Genomic DNA, 16905 nt, shown 5'->3' on the forward strand with positions numbered 1-16905 from the left:
GTGCATGCGCGGGCATAACGCACGCCGCGAAAAATGCATAATCCATCACGGACAACACCACGTACGGTGCCAACTTTTGTACCTATGTCCTGGCTCGCTAAATGAGTGTGTTCGGTCATATTTAGTCTACGGTCAGATTCAGGCTTTTAATCAAGGGACGCCAGACATCGGAATCGGCTTTTGCGCGGCTGATCACGTCGGTCGCTGAAGTGGCGATCGCCTTGGCGTTCATTTGCGCAAAGCGCTTTATATAGGCCGGGTCCTGACTGCATTGGCTGGCGGCTTTATTTAGTGTTTGGACGACAGGTGCCGGCGTGTCTTTGACGGCAACCAGTCCAATCCATGCCCCACGAGCCAGTTCCTGGTCGCCCAATAATTCGGCAATGGTAGGCACTTCAGGGAATGCAGGCGAGCGTGCGTCATCAAAGACGGCCAACGGCACCAGCCTGCCCGCCTTGACCTGAGGCAGTGCTGTGCCCGAAACCAAGGTCATGATATCAATCTGATTGCCGATGAGGGCGGTTGCCCCTGCAGACTCGCCCGTAAACGGCACATGTGTGCCGGGCACTTTTAATCGTTCCAAGAGCGCGGTGGTGAGCAAATGGGCTGGGCTACCCTTGCCTGGCGAGCCGAAATTGGCGCCGCCATCCTTGCCTGAGAATTTCTTGGCCAAATCCCCAAGCACCTTCACACCCGAATTCAGAGATGCCGTTAGCACCAGCGGTGATGTACCGAAAACAGTCACACCCGTAAAGTCGGTTTGCGGATCATAGGGCATCTTTTTGTAGACATAAGGGGTAATGGTCATTTGCGACATACCGATTGTCATCAGCGTGTATCCATTGGCTGGCTGTCCTTTCAGATAATTGATGGCCAGAATGCCGTTTGCACCTGCTTTGTTTTGCACAACGACAGGCTGCTTAAGCTGTTTTGCCAGGCAATCGGCCAGAACACGCGTCATCGCGTCTGAGCCGCTGCCCGGAGGCTGCTGCGCCACTATTGTTATCGGCGACTCGGGATAGGCGGCAAAGGCCGAGCCGGAAAAACCGATGGTGAGGGCAGTAAGTATGGAATTCAAAAACGACACGGTCTGTTTGCACTGCATGAATGTCTCCTGACGAATATTGCTTTTCTAGGGTTTTGTGGGGTCTGCCAATTTGTGGTTGTAAGGTTATGGTGAGTTTTGGCTGTAACATCGCTGCGCGATCAGGTCTGCCAGGCAATCGAGTTGTTCCTGGGTTCCCTCATGTGCAGCAGCGAACATTTCCAATAACCCCAGCCCGCGCAACGTGGAGAACACCAGGTTGATGAAAGCGGTTAGTGCGGGATCGTTGGCCAGTTCAGGAAATATTGTCGGGAAAGTGGCGTGCAGGCGCATTTGCAGGACTTTGCGTTGCTCCGATATATGCGCCAGCAGTACAGGCTGGTTACGGCAACTAAGATACGTTGCCCAGGCCGAGATAAAACGTGGCTGTTTATAAAACAGTGTCCACAGATTGGAAACGAAGGTTTGTGCACGCGTGTCGATCGGCATGTCAACAGGGGGCCAGAACTTTCCGGCCTCAATGTTCTCGTCAACCAAGGTGGTAAGCACATGCATCATGAGCGTAGCCTTGGATTGGAAATGATGTTGGATCGCGCCCGGCGTGACGCCTGCCTCACGGGCAATTTCCTGCATGGATGCGGCCTCTGGCCCCTTTTCAGAAATAATGCGGATCGCCGCCAGGATCACATCCTGCTGCGTCGCTTTACTACGGTCCGCCTGGCGGCGACGTGTGGAGGTAGAAGGAGACATACATCGCTTGTCATTTACATTATGGCTGTATTGTAAATGCGCTTAGGATATCCGCAATGCGGGTTTTCCAGAGCTGTACGTTGGAAAAGTGAAGCGTCGGGCATGGATTGGACTGCCGTCAAAAGTCAAGGTGGGCGCGCCCTCTGGGAGGCGTTCTTTGCTAAATGTGAACGCGAAGGCACTTCAGGACCAGGCGCATCTGCGTTGCTTACGTTGAACAATTTAGGTCGCTTCCAGGCGCGTTTTCTCATGTGCATGTCAACCAATGCACAGGCGTGCCTTGTTTTGGTGCGACAACCCTATTGTGTAAGCCGCGACAAGCGCGCCGCACAGCGCAGACTGTGTGGCTTTGGTGTTGGCACGTCTTTTGCTTGAGAGCTTGGGTCACTTTCAAGGAAACGTCATGATCCCCTCTTTTCCCAAGAACACCTTATCCACGGCCATGACACTGGCTGTATTTTTTAGTGCCAGCGCCATGCCCATGACTGCCAGTGCAGAATCGGTGCTGACCATTGCTATGACCGCAGCGGATATCCCCCGGACTTCGGGTCAGCCTGATCAGGGATTCGAGGGCAATCGGTTTACCGGCATACCCATGTACGATGCACTCGTCGGCTGGGATCTGTCATCCGACAAAGGCGCGACACCGCTGACCCCGGGGCTGGCCACAAGCTGGACCGTGGACGAGGCGGACAGGACCAAATGGATTTTCAAGCTGCGTCCTGATGTCAGCTTCCATGATGGATCACCGTTTAATGCCGAGGCAGTGGTCTGGAACGTCGCCAAAGTACTGGACAAGTCTGCTCCCCAATATGATCCGGCACAAGTCGGCGCTACGGTATCAAGAATGCCTACGCTCAAGGCAGCCAAGGCAATTGATGCTATGACGGTTGAAATAACAACGACAGAACCCGATGCGTTCCTGCCATATAATCTGACAAACCTGTTCATGGCTTCGCCTGTGCAATGGCAAAAGAAATTCGATGCAGTGCCGGCTTCGGTCAAGGAGCCGCTGGAGCGATCAAAGCAGGCCTGGAACGCATTCGCAAGTGAAGCGTCGGGTACCGGCCCGTTCAAGCTTTCCCGGCTGGTGCCGCGATCCAGACTTGAAATAATCAAAAATGATCGTTACTGGAATCCTGCACGCATACCCAAGCTGGATAAGGTTGTGCTAATTCCCATGCCAGAAGCCAGCGCCAGGACCGCAGCACTTATGTCGGGACAGGTGGACTGGATTGAGGCGCCAGCCCCCGATGCGATCGAGCCTATCAAGGCACGTGGCAATACTATCTATACAAATGTACAGCCGCATATTTGGCCGTGGCAGTTTTCCCTGGCCGAGGGCTCGCCCTGGGCCGATAAAAGGGTGCGGCAGGCAGCCAATCTTTGCGTGGATCGCGAGGGCATGAAAGGCATGCTGGCCGGCCTGATGGCACCGGCGCAGGGCGTTGTTGCCAAATCCAGCCCCTGGTGGGGCACGCCGACATTCGATATCAAATATGATCCGGACGCTTCGCGCCAGCTGATGCAAGAGGCGGGTTTCTCCGAGAGCAAGCCGGTCAAGGTCAAAGTGCAGATCTCAGCGTCGGGCTCGGGCCAGATGCAGCCTCTGCCGATGAATGAGTACATACAGCAGAATTTGAAAGAGTGCTTTTTCGATGTTCAGTTCGATGTTGTCGAATGGAATACCCTGTTCAACAGCTGGCGCCTGGGCGCCAAGGACGCCAGCGCACATGGGGCACAGGCGACCAATGTCAGTGCGGCAACCATGGATCCGTTCTTTGCCATGGTGCGTTTTGTCAGCAGCAAAGCGTTGCCGCCCGTATCGAATAACTGGGGCTATGTGATTGACGACACGTTCGACGACTATATCCGCCAGGCTCGCACCAGTTTTGATCCGGCTCAGCGGGATGCGGCACTGGCCAAGCTGCATACCCGGATGGTAGACGAAGCTGTGTTTCTTTACGTGGCGCATGATGTCGGGCCCAGAGCGATTTCCAACAAGGTAAAGGGCGTAGTTCAGCCACAAAGCTGGTTCATTGATATTGCGACCATGTCCAAGGAGTGATTTGACTGACCACGACAGTGGTCGGCACCACCCATATTTCCTCTTTTTGAAGCCTGATTATCATGATGTATTTTCTAAGACGGCTCGTGTATTCGTTGCCCGTATTGCTGGGAGTCGCATTTCTGTGCTTCTCCCTGATCCATATCGCTCCCGGCGATCCACTGATTTCGGTCATGCCCCCCGACGCCTCTGAAGCCTTGCGCCGCCAGATGATGGGCATCTACGGGTTTGATCAGCCATTCCTGATTCAGTTCTGGAACTGGTTGTGGCGGGCATTGCATGGGGACCTGGGCATGTCCATTGCGACCAGTCGCCCCGTGGCCGCAGAGGTTATCGCGGCAGTGGGCAATTCGCTGCGGCTGGCCGTGATTGCCGTGCTGATCGGTTTTTCGCTGGGCGTCGTATTCGGCATGATTTCCGGTTACGCCAGAAATTCCATTTGGGATCGGCTGGCATCATTGAGCTCTATATTTGGCGTCAGTATTCCGCATTATTGGCTGGGCATGGTGCTGGTCATTGTGTTTTCTGTGTACCTGAACTGGTTTCCTGCAACGGGTTCCGCTGCGGGCGACGGCACCGGATGGCGCTGGGACTGGGATCACGTGCAATATATGATCCTGCCTGCAATCACGATGTCAGTGATTCCCATGGGGATTGTGGCCCGCACCATTCGTGCCCTTGTCAGCGATGTTCTGTCGCGTGAATTCATGGTCGGATTGCAAGCCCGTGGCCTGGGTCGAGGCCGGATGTTCATGCATCTGGTCAAGAACGTGGCGCCAACGGCCCTTTCCGTGATGGGACTGCAACTGGGCTATCTGCTGGGCGGCTCTATCCTGATCGAAACCGTTTTCTCATGGCCTGGAGCCGGTTTTCTGCTCAATTCAGCTGTGTTCCAGCGAGACTTTCCGCTGCTGCAAGGCACGATCCTGGTCATGGCGATTTTTTTCGTGCTGCTCAACCTGCTGGTCGATACCGTTCAGACCTGGCTTGATCCCCGTATTCAAAGGTAACACAATGACCGATTATTCCCTTAACCGGAACGCAGAGTTGCTGCTCGTGCAGGCGCACCGCTCGGCGGGATACTGGAGCGGCGTCATGCTCAATCTGAGCCGCAACAAGGTTGCGATGTTTGCTGCCTGTCTGTTGCTGCTCCTGCTGTTGATGGCGATCCTGGCCCCGTGGATCATGCCGGCAGATCCTTATAAATCTTCGATTATTCACCGGCTCAAGCCGATCGGCACAGAAAACTATCTGCTGGGCACCGATGAACTGGGGCGCGATATGCTGTCCCGTTTGATCCTGGGTGCCCGCCTGTCGCTGTTTATGGGCATTACGCCCGTAATAATTGCGTTTGCAATCGGAGGAACCATAGGCGTTATTGCCGGTTATGCCGGCGGGCGTATCAACGCGGTAATCATGCGCCTGACCGATGTGCTGTACGCCTTTCCTTCTGTGTTGCTGGCGATCGCTCTCTCGGGTACGCTGGGCGCCGGCACTGGCAACGCACTGTTGTCGCTGACCGTGGTGTTCATCCCGCAAATCATTCGCGTGGCCGAAAGCGTGACCACCCAAATGCGCACTCAGGAGTTTGTTGATGCTGCCAGAACATCGGGAGCCTCGCCAGTCAGGATCGTGTTCAGTCAGGTCCTCAATAATGTGCTGGGCCCTATTTTCGTTTTTTCCACCAGTTTGATTTCCGTTTCCATGATCCTGGCATCGGGGCTTTCCTTTCTGGGCCTGGGCGTCAAGCCGCCAGAGCCCGAATGGGGGCTTATGCTCAACACCCTGCGCACAGCCATTTACACCCAGCCGGTGATCGCGGCATTGCCGGGTCTGATGATTTTCATCACATCGATTTCCTTCAACGTCTTTTCAGACGGGCTGCGCCAGGCGATGGATATCAAGGAGTAATATTGTGACAACGACATTGACCCAGCATCAGGATATTGGTGGACCGGCCCAGCCCTTGCTTATTGTGAAGAACCTGCTGAAGCACTTTCCTTTGAAAGCCTCGCTTTTTCGTCGTGGCGCCGCAGCAGTACAGGCTGTAGATGACATTAGTTTCGATGTCATGAAAAACGAGACATTGGGTATTGTCGGGGAGTCCGGCTGCGGCAAATCGACAACGGCCAGGCTGCTGCTGCAACTGTTGCAGCAGGATCGCGGTGAACTGATCTTCGACGGACAGACTGTCGGCAGCACGCAGCTGCCGATGAAATCATTCCGGCGTCAGGTGCAGATGGTTTTCCAGGATAGTTATTCATCGCTGAATCCGCGCATGACTATTCTGGATACCATCGCGTTTGCCCCGATCGTCCACGGCATGCCCCCTCGGCAGGCGGAGCGCGAGGCGCTGGAACTACTGGAAAATGTGGGCCTGGACCCGCAACGCTATGCCGGACGATATCCTCATGAATTGTCCGGTGGGCAACGGCAGCGGGTTAATATCGCGCGGGCAATTGCCCTGAAACCGCGCTTGATTATTCTTGATGAGGCCGTATCTGCGCTGGATAAATCCGTAGAAGCCCAGGTACTGAATCTGCTATCGGACCTGAAGAAAAAATACAACCTCACATTTGTCTTCATTAGCCACGATCTGAGTGTGATCGAGTACCTGTGTGATCGGGTTCTGGTCATGTATCTGGGCAAGGTGGTAGAGCTGGGTGCGACCCGGCAGGTGCTCAATACGCCCGCTCATCCTTATACACAGGCATTGCTGGCCTCGGTGCCCACGACTGATCCGGATCGGCGCACTGAAAAGGCGCCACTGGCCGGGGATCCGCCCAACCCCATAGAACCGCCTTCCGGTTGCCGCTTTCACCCGAGGTGCAGCCAGATGATCACGCAGTGTAAATCCAATATGCCGCTGTTACTGGCGCATCTGCCTGGGCATCAGGTGGCGTGCATTCGCGTAAATGACCGCATTGGGCAAAGCGTGGGTACGGCGCAGCAAGAGTCTGCAGATATGTCGGTCTTAAAAGGAACACCATGAATACACAAGCGATGACGCCCATGGACGGGACAACCAGCCGGCATCCGGCCACAGGCGAGCAAGCCGGTAACGCCATTTCAGTGACTGACCTGACGGTTGCCTTCGAACGCGCGGGCAAGACGATACGGGCGGTCAACGGTGTCTCTTTTCACGTGGCCAAAGGTGAGACCCTGGTGCTTATCGGCGAATCCGGATCGGGTAAAAGTGTGACGTTGCGCGCATTGATGCGCCTGCATCCGGAACGACAAACCCGGCAAAGCGGCTCGATCCAGGTCAACCGGCAAGAGGTGCTGCAGATGGACCGGCGGCAATTGCGCGCACTGCGAGGCAAGAAAATCGCAATGGTGTTTCAGGAGCCATTGTTAGCCCTGGACCCTGTCTATACAGTTGGACAGCAAATGATCGAGTGCATTCGTACCCATCACCAGATCAGTGCCCAGGATGCGCGTGCCCGCGCGATTGCGGCGCTGGAAGCGGTACGCATTCCGAGTCCGGAAAAGCGCCTGGCGGCATATCCTCATGAGATGTCGGGTGGCATGCGTCAGCGGGCCATGATCGCGCTGGCCCTGTCCGCGCAGCCTGAAGTGTTGTTGGCTGATGAACCGACAACAGCCCTGGATGCGACGGTGCAGATACAGGTGTTGATTTTGATGCGCGAATTACAAAAGCAATTAGGGCTGGCCATTGTTTTTGTCACTCACGATATTGGTGCAGCAACGGAAATGGCGGACCGGGTCGCTGTCATGTACGGCGGGCGTATCGTCGAAGAGGGCAGCATTCGGGAAATTTTGCAAGATGCCCGCCACCCTTATACGCTGGCGTTGCTCAAGAGCCGTCGCCATGGCATGGAGCGAGGCAAGCCGCTGGATGTGATACGCGGGTCGCCACCGGATCTGGCCAACTTGCCGCCCGGCTGCCCATTTGCCGCGCGTTGCGAGCATGTGTTGGAGCGTTGCGCAACAAGTGTGCCGCAGACGACCAAGATAAGTCAAAGTCATCAGGTACAGTGCCATTTGGCGGCTGCCTGACAGCGATCTCGTATCAACGATTTTTTAAACAGGTAACAAATGATGGATATGAATGAACACAGTAATATCGGGCGCATCAATGGCGCGCGACTTTGGGACTCGCTGATGACGCTGGCTCGCATCGGCGGCACGGAAAAAGGCGGCGTAAATCGTCTGGCGTTGACCGAGCTGGACAAGGAAGGTCGTCATCTGTTCGTTCAGTGGGCAAAGGAAATCGGCTGCACCATCCGTGTGGATGAACTGGGCAATATTTTTGCCCGCCGCGAGGGAGCGGATCCGCAATTGCCGCCAGTCATGACCGGTAGCCATATCGACACGCAGCCGACCGGTGGCAAGTTTGATGGCAATTATGGCGTATTGGCCGGGCTTGAGGTACTGCGCACGCTGAATGATCTGCAGATCCGCACGCGAGCGCCGCTTGAGGTCGCCGTGTGGACCAACGAAGAGGGTTCGCGCTTTGTGCCTGTCATGATGGGATCGGGTGTCTATGTCGGGGCATTTTCTGCTCAGACTGCATTGCAAAGTACCGATACCACGGGTATCAGTGTTGCCGCCGCGCTCGCGGACATTGGCTACGATGGCGCTGTGCCGTGCAGGGCGACACCCGTGAAAAGTTATTTTGAAGCTCACATTGAGCAGGGACCGGTGCTGGAGCAGCGCTCGCATACCATTGGCGTAGTGACGGGCGCGCTGGGTCAGCGCTGGTACGACGTCCTCGTGCAGGGAGTAGAGTCGCACGCCGGTACGACACCCATGGAACTGCGCAGGGATGCATTATTGCCCGCAATGCGCATCATGAACGAAGTCAATGAGATTGGCCGCCGCTACGGGGAAGATGGGCGTGGTACGGTTGGCTGGGTTGATGTGTATCCCAATTCGCGCAATGTCATTCCGGGACGGGTGCGGTTCTCTGTGGACCTGCGCGCGTTGACTGACGATGACCTGTCTGCGATGTCTGCCGATTTCCAGCGCTATTGCGATGCCATTGCCGATAAGTATCAGGTACAGATTCAAGCCGAGGAAGTGGTTTATTTTCCTCCCCAGGCGTTTGCCGCGGCGCAAGTGGCTACTGTGGAAAAAAATGCCACCCGATTGGGCTATCGGCATTCCAGGCTGGTTAGCGGCGCAGGCCATGATGCTGTATACCTGGCGCGAATATGCCCGGCAGCGATGATTTTTATCCCCTGCAAGGATGGCATCAGTCACAATGAAATCGAAGATGCCTTGCCGGAGCACGTGGAAGCCGGATGCAACGTCTTGCTCCATTGCATGCTTGGCGAAGCCGGTGTTGTGTAAAGGATATGTCATGGAACAGTATGCATTCGCCTCGATCACCGAACTGGCGCGCAGTCTGGCAATGAACAACGTGACTGCCGAGTCGCTGACGAACTATTTTTTGAACCGGATAGCGCGCTTGAACCCCGTATTGCATGCCTTTGCGCGTGTCTTCCCGGAACAGGCGCTGGCGCAGGCACGCCAGTCCGATGAGCGGCGGCAACAGGGAAGGGTGCTGGGTATGCTCGATGGCATACCGCTGGGTATCAAAGACCTATGTGATATTGAGGGTACGATAACGGCTTGCGGTTCCAGGCAGTGGGAAGCCCGAACCAGTGCCCGGACCGCCGATGCGGTGCACCGTTTGCGAGCCCACGGCGCGGTCATTATCGGCAAAACGCACACGGTGGAGTTTGCGTTTGGCGGATGGGGAACCAATGCTTTGCTGGGAACGCCTCGCAATCCCTGGGACAGCAGCCATCACCGGGTGCCCGGTGGCTCCTCAAGCGGTTCGGGCGTTGCGGTTGCCGCCGGCCTGGTGCCGGGTGCCCTGGGTACCGATACCGGCGGGTCGGTGCGGATTCCTGCCGCGCTCAACGGTATTACCGGCTTGAAGACGACAGTCGGCGCGATCAATGCCGACGGCGTGTATCCATTATCCCGGACGCTGGACAGTGTGGGACCTATGGCCAGGACTGCAGATGATGCCGCCTTGCTGCTGCAGGCGCTGACGCATGCGCCGGGGCAGACCATACAAAGCATGACGTACCTGGCTCAGGATAATGCCCACGAACTGGCGGGGGTACGAGTGTGCGTCCTGCCTGAGCAAAACTATGGCGTGCAAGTGCAGCGCGCCGTACGTCTGGGCTTGCGCGATATGGTCAGGATGGTCGAGCTGGCCGGCGCAACAATCGTACGCGAAGCACCCCCATTGAACTTTCAGCAAGCAATGAGCGATTGCGGAAAATTGATCGCCGCCGAAGGATGGCGCGTGCACAGGGATTATATTCAGGACCCGGGTCTGCATTTCGGGCCTTTTGTGCGTGACCGACTCATGGCAGGAAAGGGCATATCGGATCTGCAATACCAGGATCTGCTGGGCTCCCATCTGAAGATGCAGGCCGTTTGGGGGGAATGGATGGCCGATAAAGATACCCTGATGCTGCCTACCACGCCTTTTGGCCCGATACCCCTTTCGCAGGTGGACGAGTCCAGTACACCACTGGGCTACTTTACTCGCTTTGTGAACTGGGTCAACGGTTGTGCTTTGGCCCTGCCTGCCGGTTTTGACCAAACCAACCTGCCTGTCAGTGTGCAGTTAACCGGGAAGGCGGGAGACGAACTCACGCTACTGCGTATCGGCAGTGCCATTCAATCCCTGACTGCCTGGCATTCTTACACGCCGACAGTAGACTAGCGCCGGTTATGCACAATGTCGCATATATGTCACAAATGTAATAGAAAACGCTAAGCGTATTCACTATAAAGGAAAACCCTCATGTCCTAAAGCGGCAAAAATGGTTGCCTGGGCAAGAAACGTGCCAACTTTGGGCATCAGTTAACCAAATTATCCAAAAGGTGCTTGATGGAGGAGTATCCGGGCTGATCCCTTAACCCTATGATTGCAAATGTAATTGCGTATAAAACAGTGATTAATTCAATTGCAATTAGATTATTACCATACGCAATATGGGCGCCGTAATTGCGATTGAAATGCCGTCGCTGCCACCTGCGGAAACCGCCGAATTGTCCATTTTTCGCGGTAGCCGGTTCCTTTACATAATTGTATCTAATCTTTATATTGCTTCAAATCTGAATAGTTTCTGAACCATTCGGGTAAGAAGCATTATGACCATCCCTGAGGAGATTTGATACATGAAAAAGACTTTGCTTGCTGCGGCACTGGCTGTCGGCTTTACCGGCGTAGCCCACGCAGAAACTTCCGTAACCCTGTATGGTATTGTTGATGCCGGCATGGGCTATCAACAGACCAAAGTAACGCAGGGTGATGCCTGGGCCAAAACACGTGACATCGGGTTGATCAACGGCGTCAAAAGCGGTAACCGCTGGGGAATGAAGGGTGCTGAAGACCTGGGCAACGGCACAAGCGCAATTTTCCAATTGGAAAGTGGCTTTGATCTGGGCAACGGCAAATCCTTACAGGGTAACCGTCTGTTTGGTCGTCATGCCTATGTCGGTCTGACCGGTAGCAACTGGGGTACGCTGACTTTGGGTCGCCAACTGAACGTTGCGGCAGACACAGTCGCGTCGCTTAATCCTTTCGGCGTCGCTTACAAGCAGGCCGGTGTGCTTTCTGGCGCATTCGGTGCTTCAACGTACGCCCGGATGGACAATTCGATCAAATATATAAGTCCTGATTTTGCCGGCTTCAAAGTTGGCGTCGGCTATGCTGGCAAAAACACCAAAACGACCGGTAGCGACGGCTTTGAAGATTTCGAAGCGCGTGATACTTCCAACTGGATCACGGCTGGTGCCTCTTATGATAACGGCCCAATCTCTGTCGGCGCTTCTTACGATCGCTTCCGCACAGACGTGCGTCTGTCCAATGGTGAAGGCGAGAAGGGTACGACCCACATGTGGAACCTGTTTGGCGCCTACGATTTTGACGTCGTCAAACTGTTCCTGGGTTACGGTCAGGTTCGCGGCTCAATGGCCAACGATGTTATCGTAGCTAGCGGTGTCGGAAGTACGGGTCTGACCGGTGCATTGGATGACTTCACTACAAATGTTGATGGATTCACTTACGCAGAAACCAAAGGTTACCGTCAACAAGCTTGGGTGGCCGGCCTGTCAGCGCCTGTTGGAGACGACGGCAAAGTCATGTTCTCGTATCAGGGCAGCTCTACCAAAAACAACGATGATTCATTTGACGGTGTGAAAGGCAAGCTGAATATTTTCAGCCTGGGTTACGAACATAAATTGTCCAAACGCACTACTATTTATGCTCTCGCATCTTACGGCACGGGCAAACTGAAGTTTGACAATACTGAGAACGTCAAACTGAAATCAACACTGGTTGGTGTCGGTCTGAATCATCGCTTCTGATGACTTGCCGCTACTGGCAATGCGGCGCGTGGCGTCGTTATTGCCAGCGCGGTTCGATGCAGTAGAATAAAGGCTTGGAGCCTGCTGCCAACCGTAGTGAGTAGAAATGTTTCAACATACTATTCATCCAAGACGTGCGGTTGCCTGGCAACGTATTAAGGACTCCCGGCCCTTGCATCAACTCCGTAGTTTGAACCCCAGAGCGCTGGTCGCTTCTGGGGTTTTTCGTTCTGCTTGTGTGTTTTCATACAAACCATTTAGTCAATTTCCAAAGCGATAGAACAGTTGCCATCATCCAGGCTGGGTCGTTGGATGCCATCAGCTCCAGGCCAATACGGTTTTCCAATGGCGCAAGTCTATTGGTGAGTGTGGCTGCTGTTTTGCATTGGTAAGCTACGACAGTGTCGCAAGCGTGAACACTGCGCAGCAGGTTCTGCAAAATGGGCGGCTCGGGATCAGTAAGAGCGGCAACAAAACACTGGTGCTGGCATCAGAGCCGGCTCTGGTCGCAGACAAAGATACAGCTTCGATTCCATTGTGCGCCTGTCTTATAGCGTTGTGCTCAGTCGAACTGAACAGGACATACCGGTTTGCCCCATCGACAGCTTTCCTGTAACGCATCATCCTTGAACGAAGCGCTCTGCTTGTGCTTAATGCATGATATTTGATTTAGATCAAATTTTGATGTTGTGCGGTTGCTGTTGCTTGCGCAAACGCAATATTCATTTGTGATTTTTGTTGCATTCTGTCAGTTCGTTAACAAGTACTGATGGAGAAAAAAATGCATATCATTCGTCATATGGTTGCAGCAGGCGTGCTTGCGCTGAGTTCACTCGCTACATTGCCTGCCGCTGCCCATGAAGCCGGGGACTGGATAGTGAAAGCCGGCATGACCAGTGTGATGCCCAGGTCGGGCAATGGCACGGTAGGAAAAAGTATAGCCCCCCGTGGCATTGACCTGGATATCAACGACAGCACGCGTCCCAGTTTCAGTCTGACGTATATGGCAACCCGTCATCTAGGGATCGAACTGCTGGCTGCTGCGCCGTTCAAGCATGACATTCGTGGTAGCGCTGCCGATCTGGGCGGCGATCTTGGCAGAATTGGCACCACCAGGCATCTGCCTCCTACACTCAGCGTTCAGTGGCACTTTTTGCCCGACGCCCGGGTGCAGCCTTATGTGGGTGTTGGGCTCAATTATACGACCTTCTTTCACACCAAACCCACTGGTGCGTTACGCGATCTTGGCGTTGAAAAGCTCAAGCTCTCAGACTCCTGGGGACTGGCAGCGCAAGTGGGCGCCGATTTGAAAATCAACGATAACTGGTTTTTGAATGCGAGTGTTCGCTATATTGATATCAAGACCAGTGTTCGGCTTGATGGCACCAAAATCGGCACCGCAAAAATCAATCCCTGGGTTGCCACGGTCGGCGTAGGATATCGGTTCTGATACGCACCGGGCGAACACAAGTGACGCGCTGTGGTGGGCTCGGTCAACAGGGATTTCAATCCTTATTGCCGCCATGGCCGCAAGCGATCGCATTCACGATAAACCTCGCCCGTTGCGCTGCCGGCAGGCGGGGCACGCGTACCAGTGCATAGCCATATTGCAAATACGTCTTCATCATCGCATGATAGGTTGCAATGGCAGTGGGCAGGTCCTGTCGGCGTTCCTGGTCACGACGATAGATCTGTGGCCAGGGCGGCAAAATGAATGCTGTCGTATGATATCGACATTGGGATACCGCTGTTTGCAGCGGTTCTGGAACCGGCAATTGCTCCAGTTGCAGATACGCGATGATATCCACAATACTGCGGTCAAAAAAAACCGGACCGTTCATATTGCATGCGCGCTGGTAAGCCGCCATGTCGTGCTCGTGCATACGCCGGGCATACGCGGTTTTGTCGGCCCATGGCAGGGCAACGCCGCCACAGTTTAGCTGTTGGCGTATGACGGCCCGGCCGGCTTCGGGCATACAGCGGTAGCCCATATCGGCCAGATGATTGATTAATGTCGTTTTGCCGGAGCCGGGTCCACCGGTCAATACAAAAAAGTTGGCTGATTGAGGATTCATGTCTGATGAGTGGCTGATTCATAAATTCGGGATGCAACAAAGCGCGGTCGCGTGTAGCGCGCCGACAGGGTGTCAACAAATGAAGGCCGATTGTGTCGGGGAAAAGGCGAGGGCGTTGGCTTGAGTGATCGAACTGATGCGCCGGCAGACGCCGCGGCTGATCAGGTGGGGAAGTACAACAGGAAAAGGGTGCCCGAAAATCGAGTGATGGGACACGCAAATGGTTGCTGTGGTTGCTGCAGCTGTCGGGTGAGGGCTGCCCAGCGCGGATGGCAGCAGATTGGCAGAAATGTGTAGTGCACGCTTTTTGTAGTGCACGCTTTGCGTATCGCACCGAGTCTTATTGACACGCCAGATATATCAATGCATCGATATCAATGCATTGATATATTTATGGACTGGATTTTACTCAAACCCTTTACATGGCGTCAAATGCGGCCTGCAGGTCTTCTTTGCCCGATTTGCCACTTTGCAGAAGAAGCATCAGCAGAATACGGGCTTTTTGCGGACTCAGATTTCCCGCCATCACTGCGCCTGCGTCTGCGGTCGTTTTACCACCGCCTTCAAACCCGTAGTTGGCCATTACGCGACCGTTATAGACACGGGTGGAAATCACAACCGGAATTTGTTTTTCCAATGCATATTTCACAGCCTCAAACATCGGCTTGTTCATATTTCCCATGCCCAACGCCTGCACTACAATGCCCTTTGCACCCTGATCGACGGCGCTGCGCAGCAGGCTGCCGTCGGCGCCACCGTACATGGCAACAATGTCTACTTTCGGCATGGTTTCAGCGCTGACGGCGATATGTTGGCGGCGCAATGGCTCCCGGGCAAATATCACACGGTCAGGGTAGACTTCGCCCAGGAAACCATAGTCGCCCGATTGAAATGTTTCCACATTGGCTGTATGGGTTTTTGTGACATGACGTGCGGCATTGATCTGGTTGTTCATGGCCAGCATGGCACCTTTGCCCTTTGCCTGTTCGTCTACGGCAATACGCACCGCATTCAGCAGATTGCGAGGGCCGTCAAAATCGGACGAGGAGGCATTGCGCTGGGCGCCGATCAGGACTATGGGTTTGTCCGATTGCACGGTCAAATCCAGCCAGAATGCGGTTTCTTCCAGGGTATCTGTGCCGTGCGACACAATCACTCCCGAGACTTCCGGCCGTTGCACGGCAGCGCTGACCGCCTTGCTCAGTTCAATCCAGCGCGGCGGATCCATATAGTCTGATGGCACGTTCGATAGATTGTTAACTTCTATTTTGGCGAACTCGGCCACACCGGGCACCGTTGCCAGCAAATCATCGCCGGAGATGGCCGGCACTGGCGCCTTTTTGACTGGATCAATTTTCATGGCAATTGTCCCGCCGGTGGCAATAAATTGAACTGTTGGCTTTTCCTGGGCGTGGGCAGCGCCGATCAGTGTTGCGCACAGTCCGGCTAATACAAATGAGATTTTTTTCATGATTGTCTCCTTATTGTGATCTAATTAACATGAATGTGATCCTGTACAGGATCGGCAGAAAGCCCTCCTGCGCCAGCATATGGTACCAGTATCGGGTTTCACATTTCACTGTTCACGAAATTTATCCATCAGTTCCTTTCTCAGCTAATCCGGGTCTACTGGCCCGCCTGTCAAGGAGTCCGCAACATGAATCGAAAAAACGCGAGTGATTTTCACCCCGATGTTCTCAAGCTGTTTGATGCCTATGTGCATGGCGGTATCAGTCGCAGGCAGTTTCTGGATCGTTCAGCGCGGTATGCCGTCGGCGGCGTCACTGCCTCTGCGATTCTTAGCAGTCTTGCACCGAATTTTGCCTGGGCGCAGCAAATTGCGCCCGATGACAAACGAATTAAAGCTGGATACGTGGATTATCCGTCTCCCCAGGGCAATGGCACCATGAAAGGCTATCTGGCACAACCAGCCGATGCCAAAGACAAGTTGCCAGGTGTGGTAGTTATTCATGAAAATAGGGGGCTCAATCCCTATATCGAGGACGTGGCAAGACGCCTAGCCGTTGAAAACTATGTTGCTTTCGCACCCGATGCGCTCACGCCGGCCGGCGGTTACCCGGGAGACGAAGACAAGGCGCGCGAGCTTTTTGCGAAGCTGGATCCGGCCAAGCGCTCCGAAGATATGGTGGCGGCAGCGCAATTTCTGAGGGGGCACGAGGCAGTGAACGGCAAGATTGGCGCAGTTGGGTTTTGCTATGGCGGTGGGGTGGTCAATATGCTGGCTGTTCGCATGCCGGATCTGGCTGCCGCAGTACCGTTCTATGGTGGTCAGCCTGCCGCTGCGGATGTGCCGAAAATCAATGCGCCGCTGCTGATACATTATGCCGGCATTGATGAGCGCATCAATGCGGGATGGCCGGATTACGAAGCAGCGCTCAAGGCCAATAACAAGAAGTATGAAATGCACATGTATGATGGGGCCAATCATGGATTTCATAACGACACAACGCCTCGTTACGACGAAGCCGCCGCAAAGCTGGCATGGTCCCGGACATTGGAATTTTTCAAGTCAAACCTGGGCGGGTAGTGCCGGTCGTGACCTGAGCGGATAGATAAGCAGGGCGGGCCTGGCGCCCGCCGCTTGC

14 protein-coding genes and 1 pseudogene are annotated in these 16905 nt (G+C 54.6%); 11 read left to right on the forward strand and 4 right to left on the reverse strand.

The genetic code is table 11. The annotated features are described in order from the left end of the window. Positions 1-121 precede the first annotated feature (121 nt). Both ACTIKR_RS16265 and ACTIKR_RS16270 read right to left on the reverse strand, forming a co-directional pair. Positions 122-1105 (reverse strand): Bug family tripartite tricarboxylate transporter substrate binding protein, encoded by a 984-nt coding sequence (locus ACTIKR_RS16265; protein WP_442328384.1) that lies wholly within the window; start codon positions 1103-1105, stop codon positions 122-124. A 66-nt stretch (positions 1106-1171) separates the two neighbouring features. Beyond that, positions 1172-1795 (reverse strand): TetR/AcrR family transcriptional regulator, encoded by a 624-nt coding sequence (locus ACTIKR_RS16270; protein ID WP_442328385.1) that lies wholly within the window; start codon positions 1793-1795, stop codon positions 1172-1174. 442 nt (positions 1796-2237) lie between these two features. On the opposite strand from ACTIKR_RS16270, the gene ACTIKR_RS16275 reads away from it, so the two are divergent. From ACTIKR_RS16275 to ACTIKR_RS16320, 10 genes and pseudogenes are all read left to right on the forward strand, one after another. After that, positions 2238-3863, forward strand: a complete 1626-nt coding sequence (locus ACTIKR_RS16275; protein ID WP_442328390.1) for an ABC transporter substrate-binding protein — start codon at positions 2238-2240, stop codon at positions 3861-3863. Positions 3864-3925: 62 nt separating this feature from the next. Then, entirely contained in the window at positions 3926-4873 is a 948-nt protein-coding gene (locus tag ACTIKR_RS16280; protein ID WP_193090367.1) for an ABC transporter permease, read from the forward strand. A gap of 4 nt (positions 4874-4877) precedes the next feature. After that, a complete protein-coding gene (locus ACTIKR_RS16285) occupies positions 4878-5774 on the forward strand; it encodes an ABC transporter permease (protein WP_442328386.1) in 897 nt (298 codons plus the stop codon). A gap of 1 nt (position 5775) precedes the next feature. Continuing rightward, on the forward strand, positions 5776-6855 hold the full coding sequence (locus ACTIKR_RS16290) for an ABC transporter ATP-binding protein (protein ID WP_193090404.1): 1080 nt from the start codon (positions 5776-5778) through the stop codon (positions 6853-6855). 20 nt (positions 6856-6875) lie between these two features. Then, a complete protein-coding gene (locus ACTIKR_RS16295; protein WP_193090403.1) occupies positions 6876-7883 on the forward strand; it encodes an ABC transporter ATP-binding protein in 1008 nt (335 codons plus the stop codon). A 42-nt stretch (positions 7884-7925) separates the two neighbouring features. After that, the gene (locus ACTIKR_RS16300) at positions 7926-9179 is read left to right on the forward strand and encodes a Zn-dependent hydrolase (RefSeq protein ID WP_442328391.1); all 1254 of its coding nucleotides are present in this window, start codon (positions 7926-7928) and stop codon (positions 9177-9179) included. Positions 9180-9189: 10 nt separating this feature from the next. Then, positions 9190-10575 (forward strand): amidase, encoded by a 1386-nt coding sequence (locus ACTIKR_RS16305; RefSeq protein WP_442328387.1) that lies wholly within the window; start codon positions 9190-9192, stop codon positions 10573-10575. Positions 10576-11033: 458 nt separating this feature from the next. Next, entirely contained in the window at positions 11034-12224 is a 1191-nt protein-coding gene (locus tag ACTIKR_RS16310; protein ID WP_193090364.1) for a porin, read from the forward strand. Between the two features lie 331 nt (positions 12225-12555). Beyond that, a pseudogene (locus ACTIKR_RS16315) lies at positions 12556-12840 on the forward strand (DUF2195 family protein); the annotation flags it as partial. A 165-nt stretch (positions 12841-13005) separates the two neighbouring features. Then, the gene (locus ACTIKR_RS16320) at positions 13006-13674 is read left to right on the forward strand and encodes an OmpW/AlkL family protein (RefSeq protein WP_442328388.1); all 669 of its coding nucleotides are present in this window, start codon (positions 13006-13008) and stop codon (positions 13672-13674) included. A 55-nt stretch (positions 13675-13729) separates the two neighbouring features. Here ACTIKR_RS16320 and ACTIKR_RS16325 read toward each other — a convergent pair whose 3' ends face one another. Next, positions 13730-14299 (reverse strand): AAA family ATPase, encoded by a 570-nt coding sequence (locus ACTIKR_RS16325; RefSeq protein WP_193090362.1) that lies wholly within the window; start codon positions 14297-14299, stop codon positions 13730-13732. Positions 14300-14717: 418 nt separating this feature from the next. Further along, positions 14718-15770, reverse strand: a complete 1053-nt coding sequence (locus ACTIKR_RS16330; protein ID WP_193090361.1) for an asparaginase — start codon at positions 15768-15770, stop codon at positions 14718-14720. Positions 15771-15956: 186 nt separating this feature from the next. Here ACTIKR_RS16330 and ACTIKR_RS16335 point away from each other — a divergent pair, with 186 nt between their 5' ends. Beyond that, complete coding sequence (locus ACTIKR_RS16335) at positions 15957-16847, forward strand: dienelactone hydrolase family protein (RefSeq protein ID WP_442328389.1); 891 nt, start codon at positions 15957-15959, stop codon at positions 16845-16847. Positions 16848-16905: the final 58 nt, after the last annotated feature.

Source organism: Advenella sp., from assembly GCF_052108595.1.
Taxonomy (GTDB): domain Bacteria; phylum Pseudomonadota; class Gammaproteobacteria; order Burkholderiales; family Burkholderiaceae_B; genus Advenella.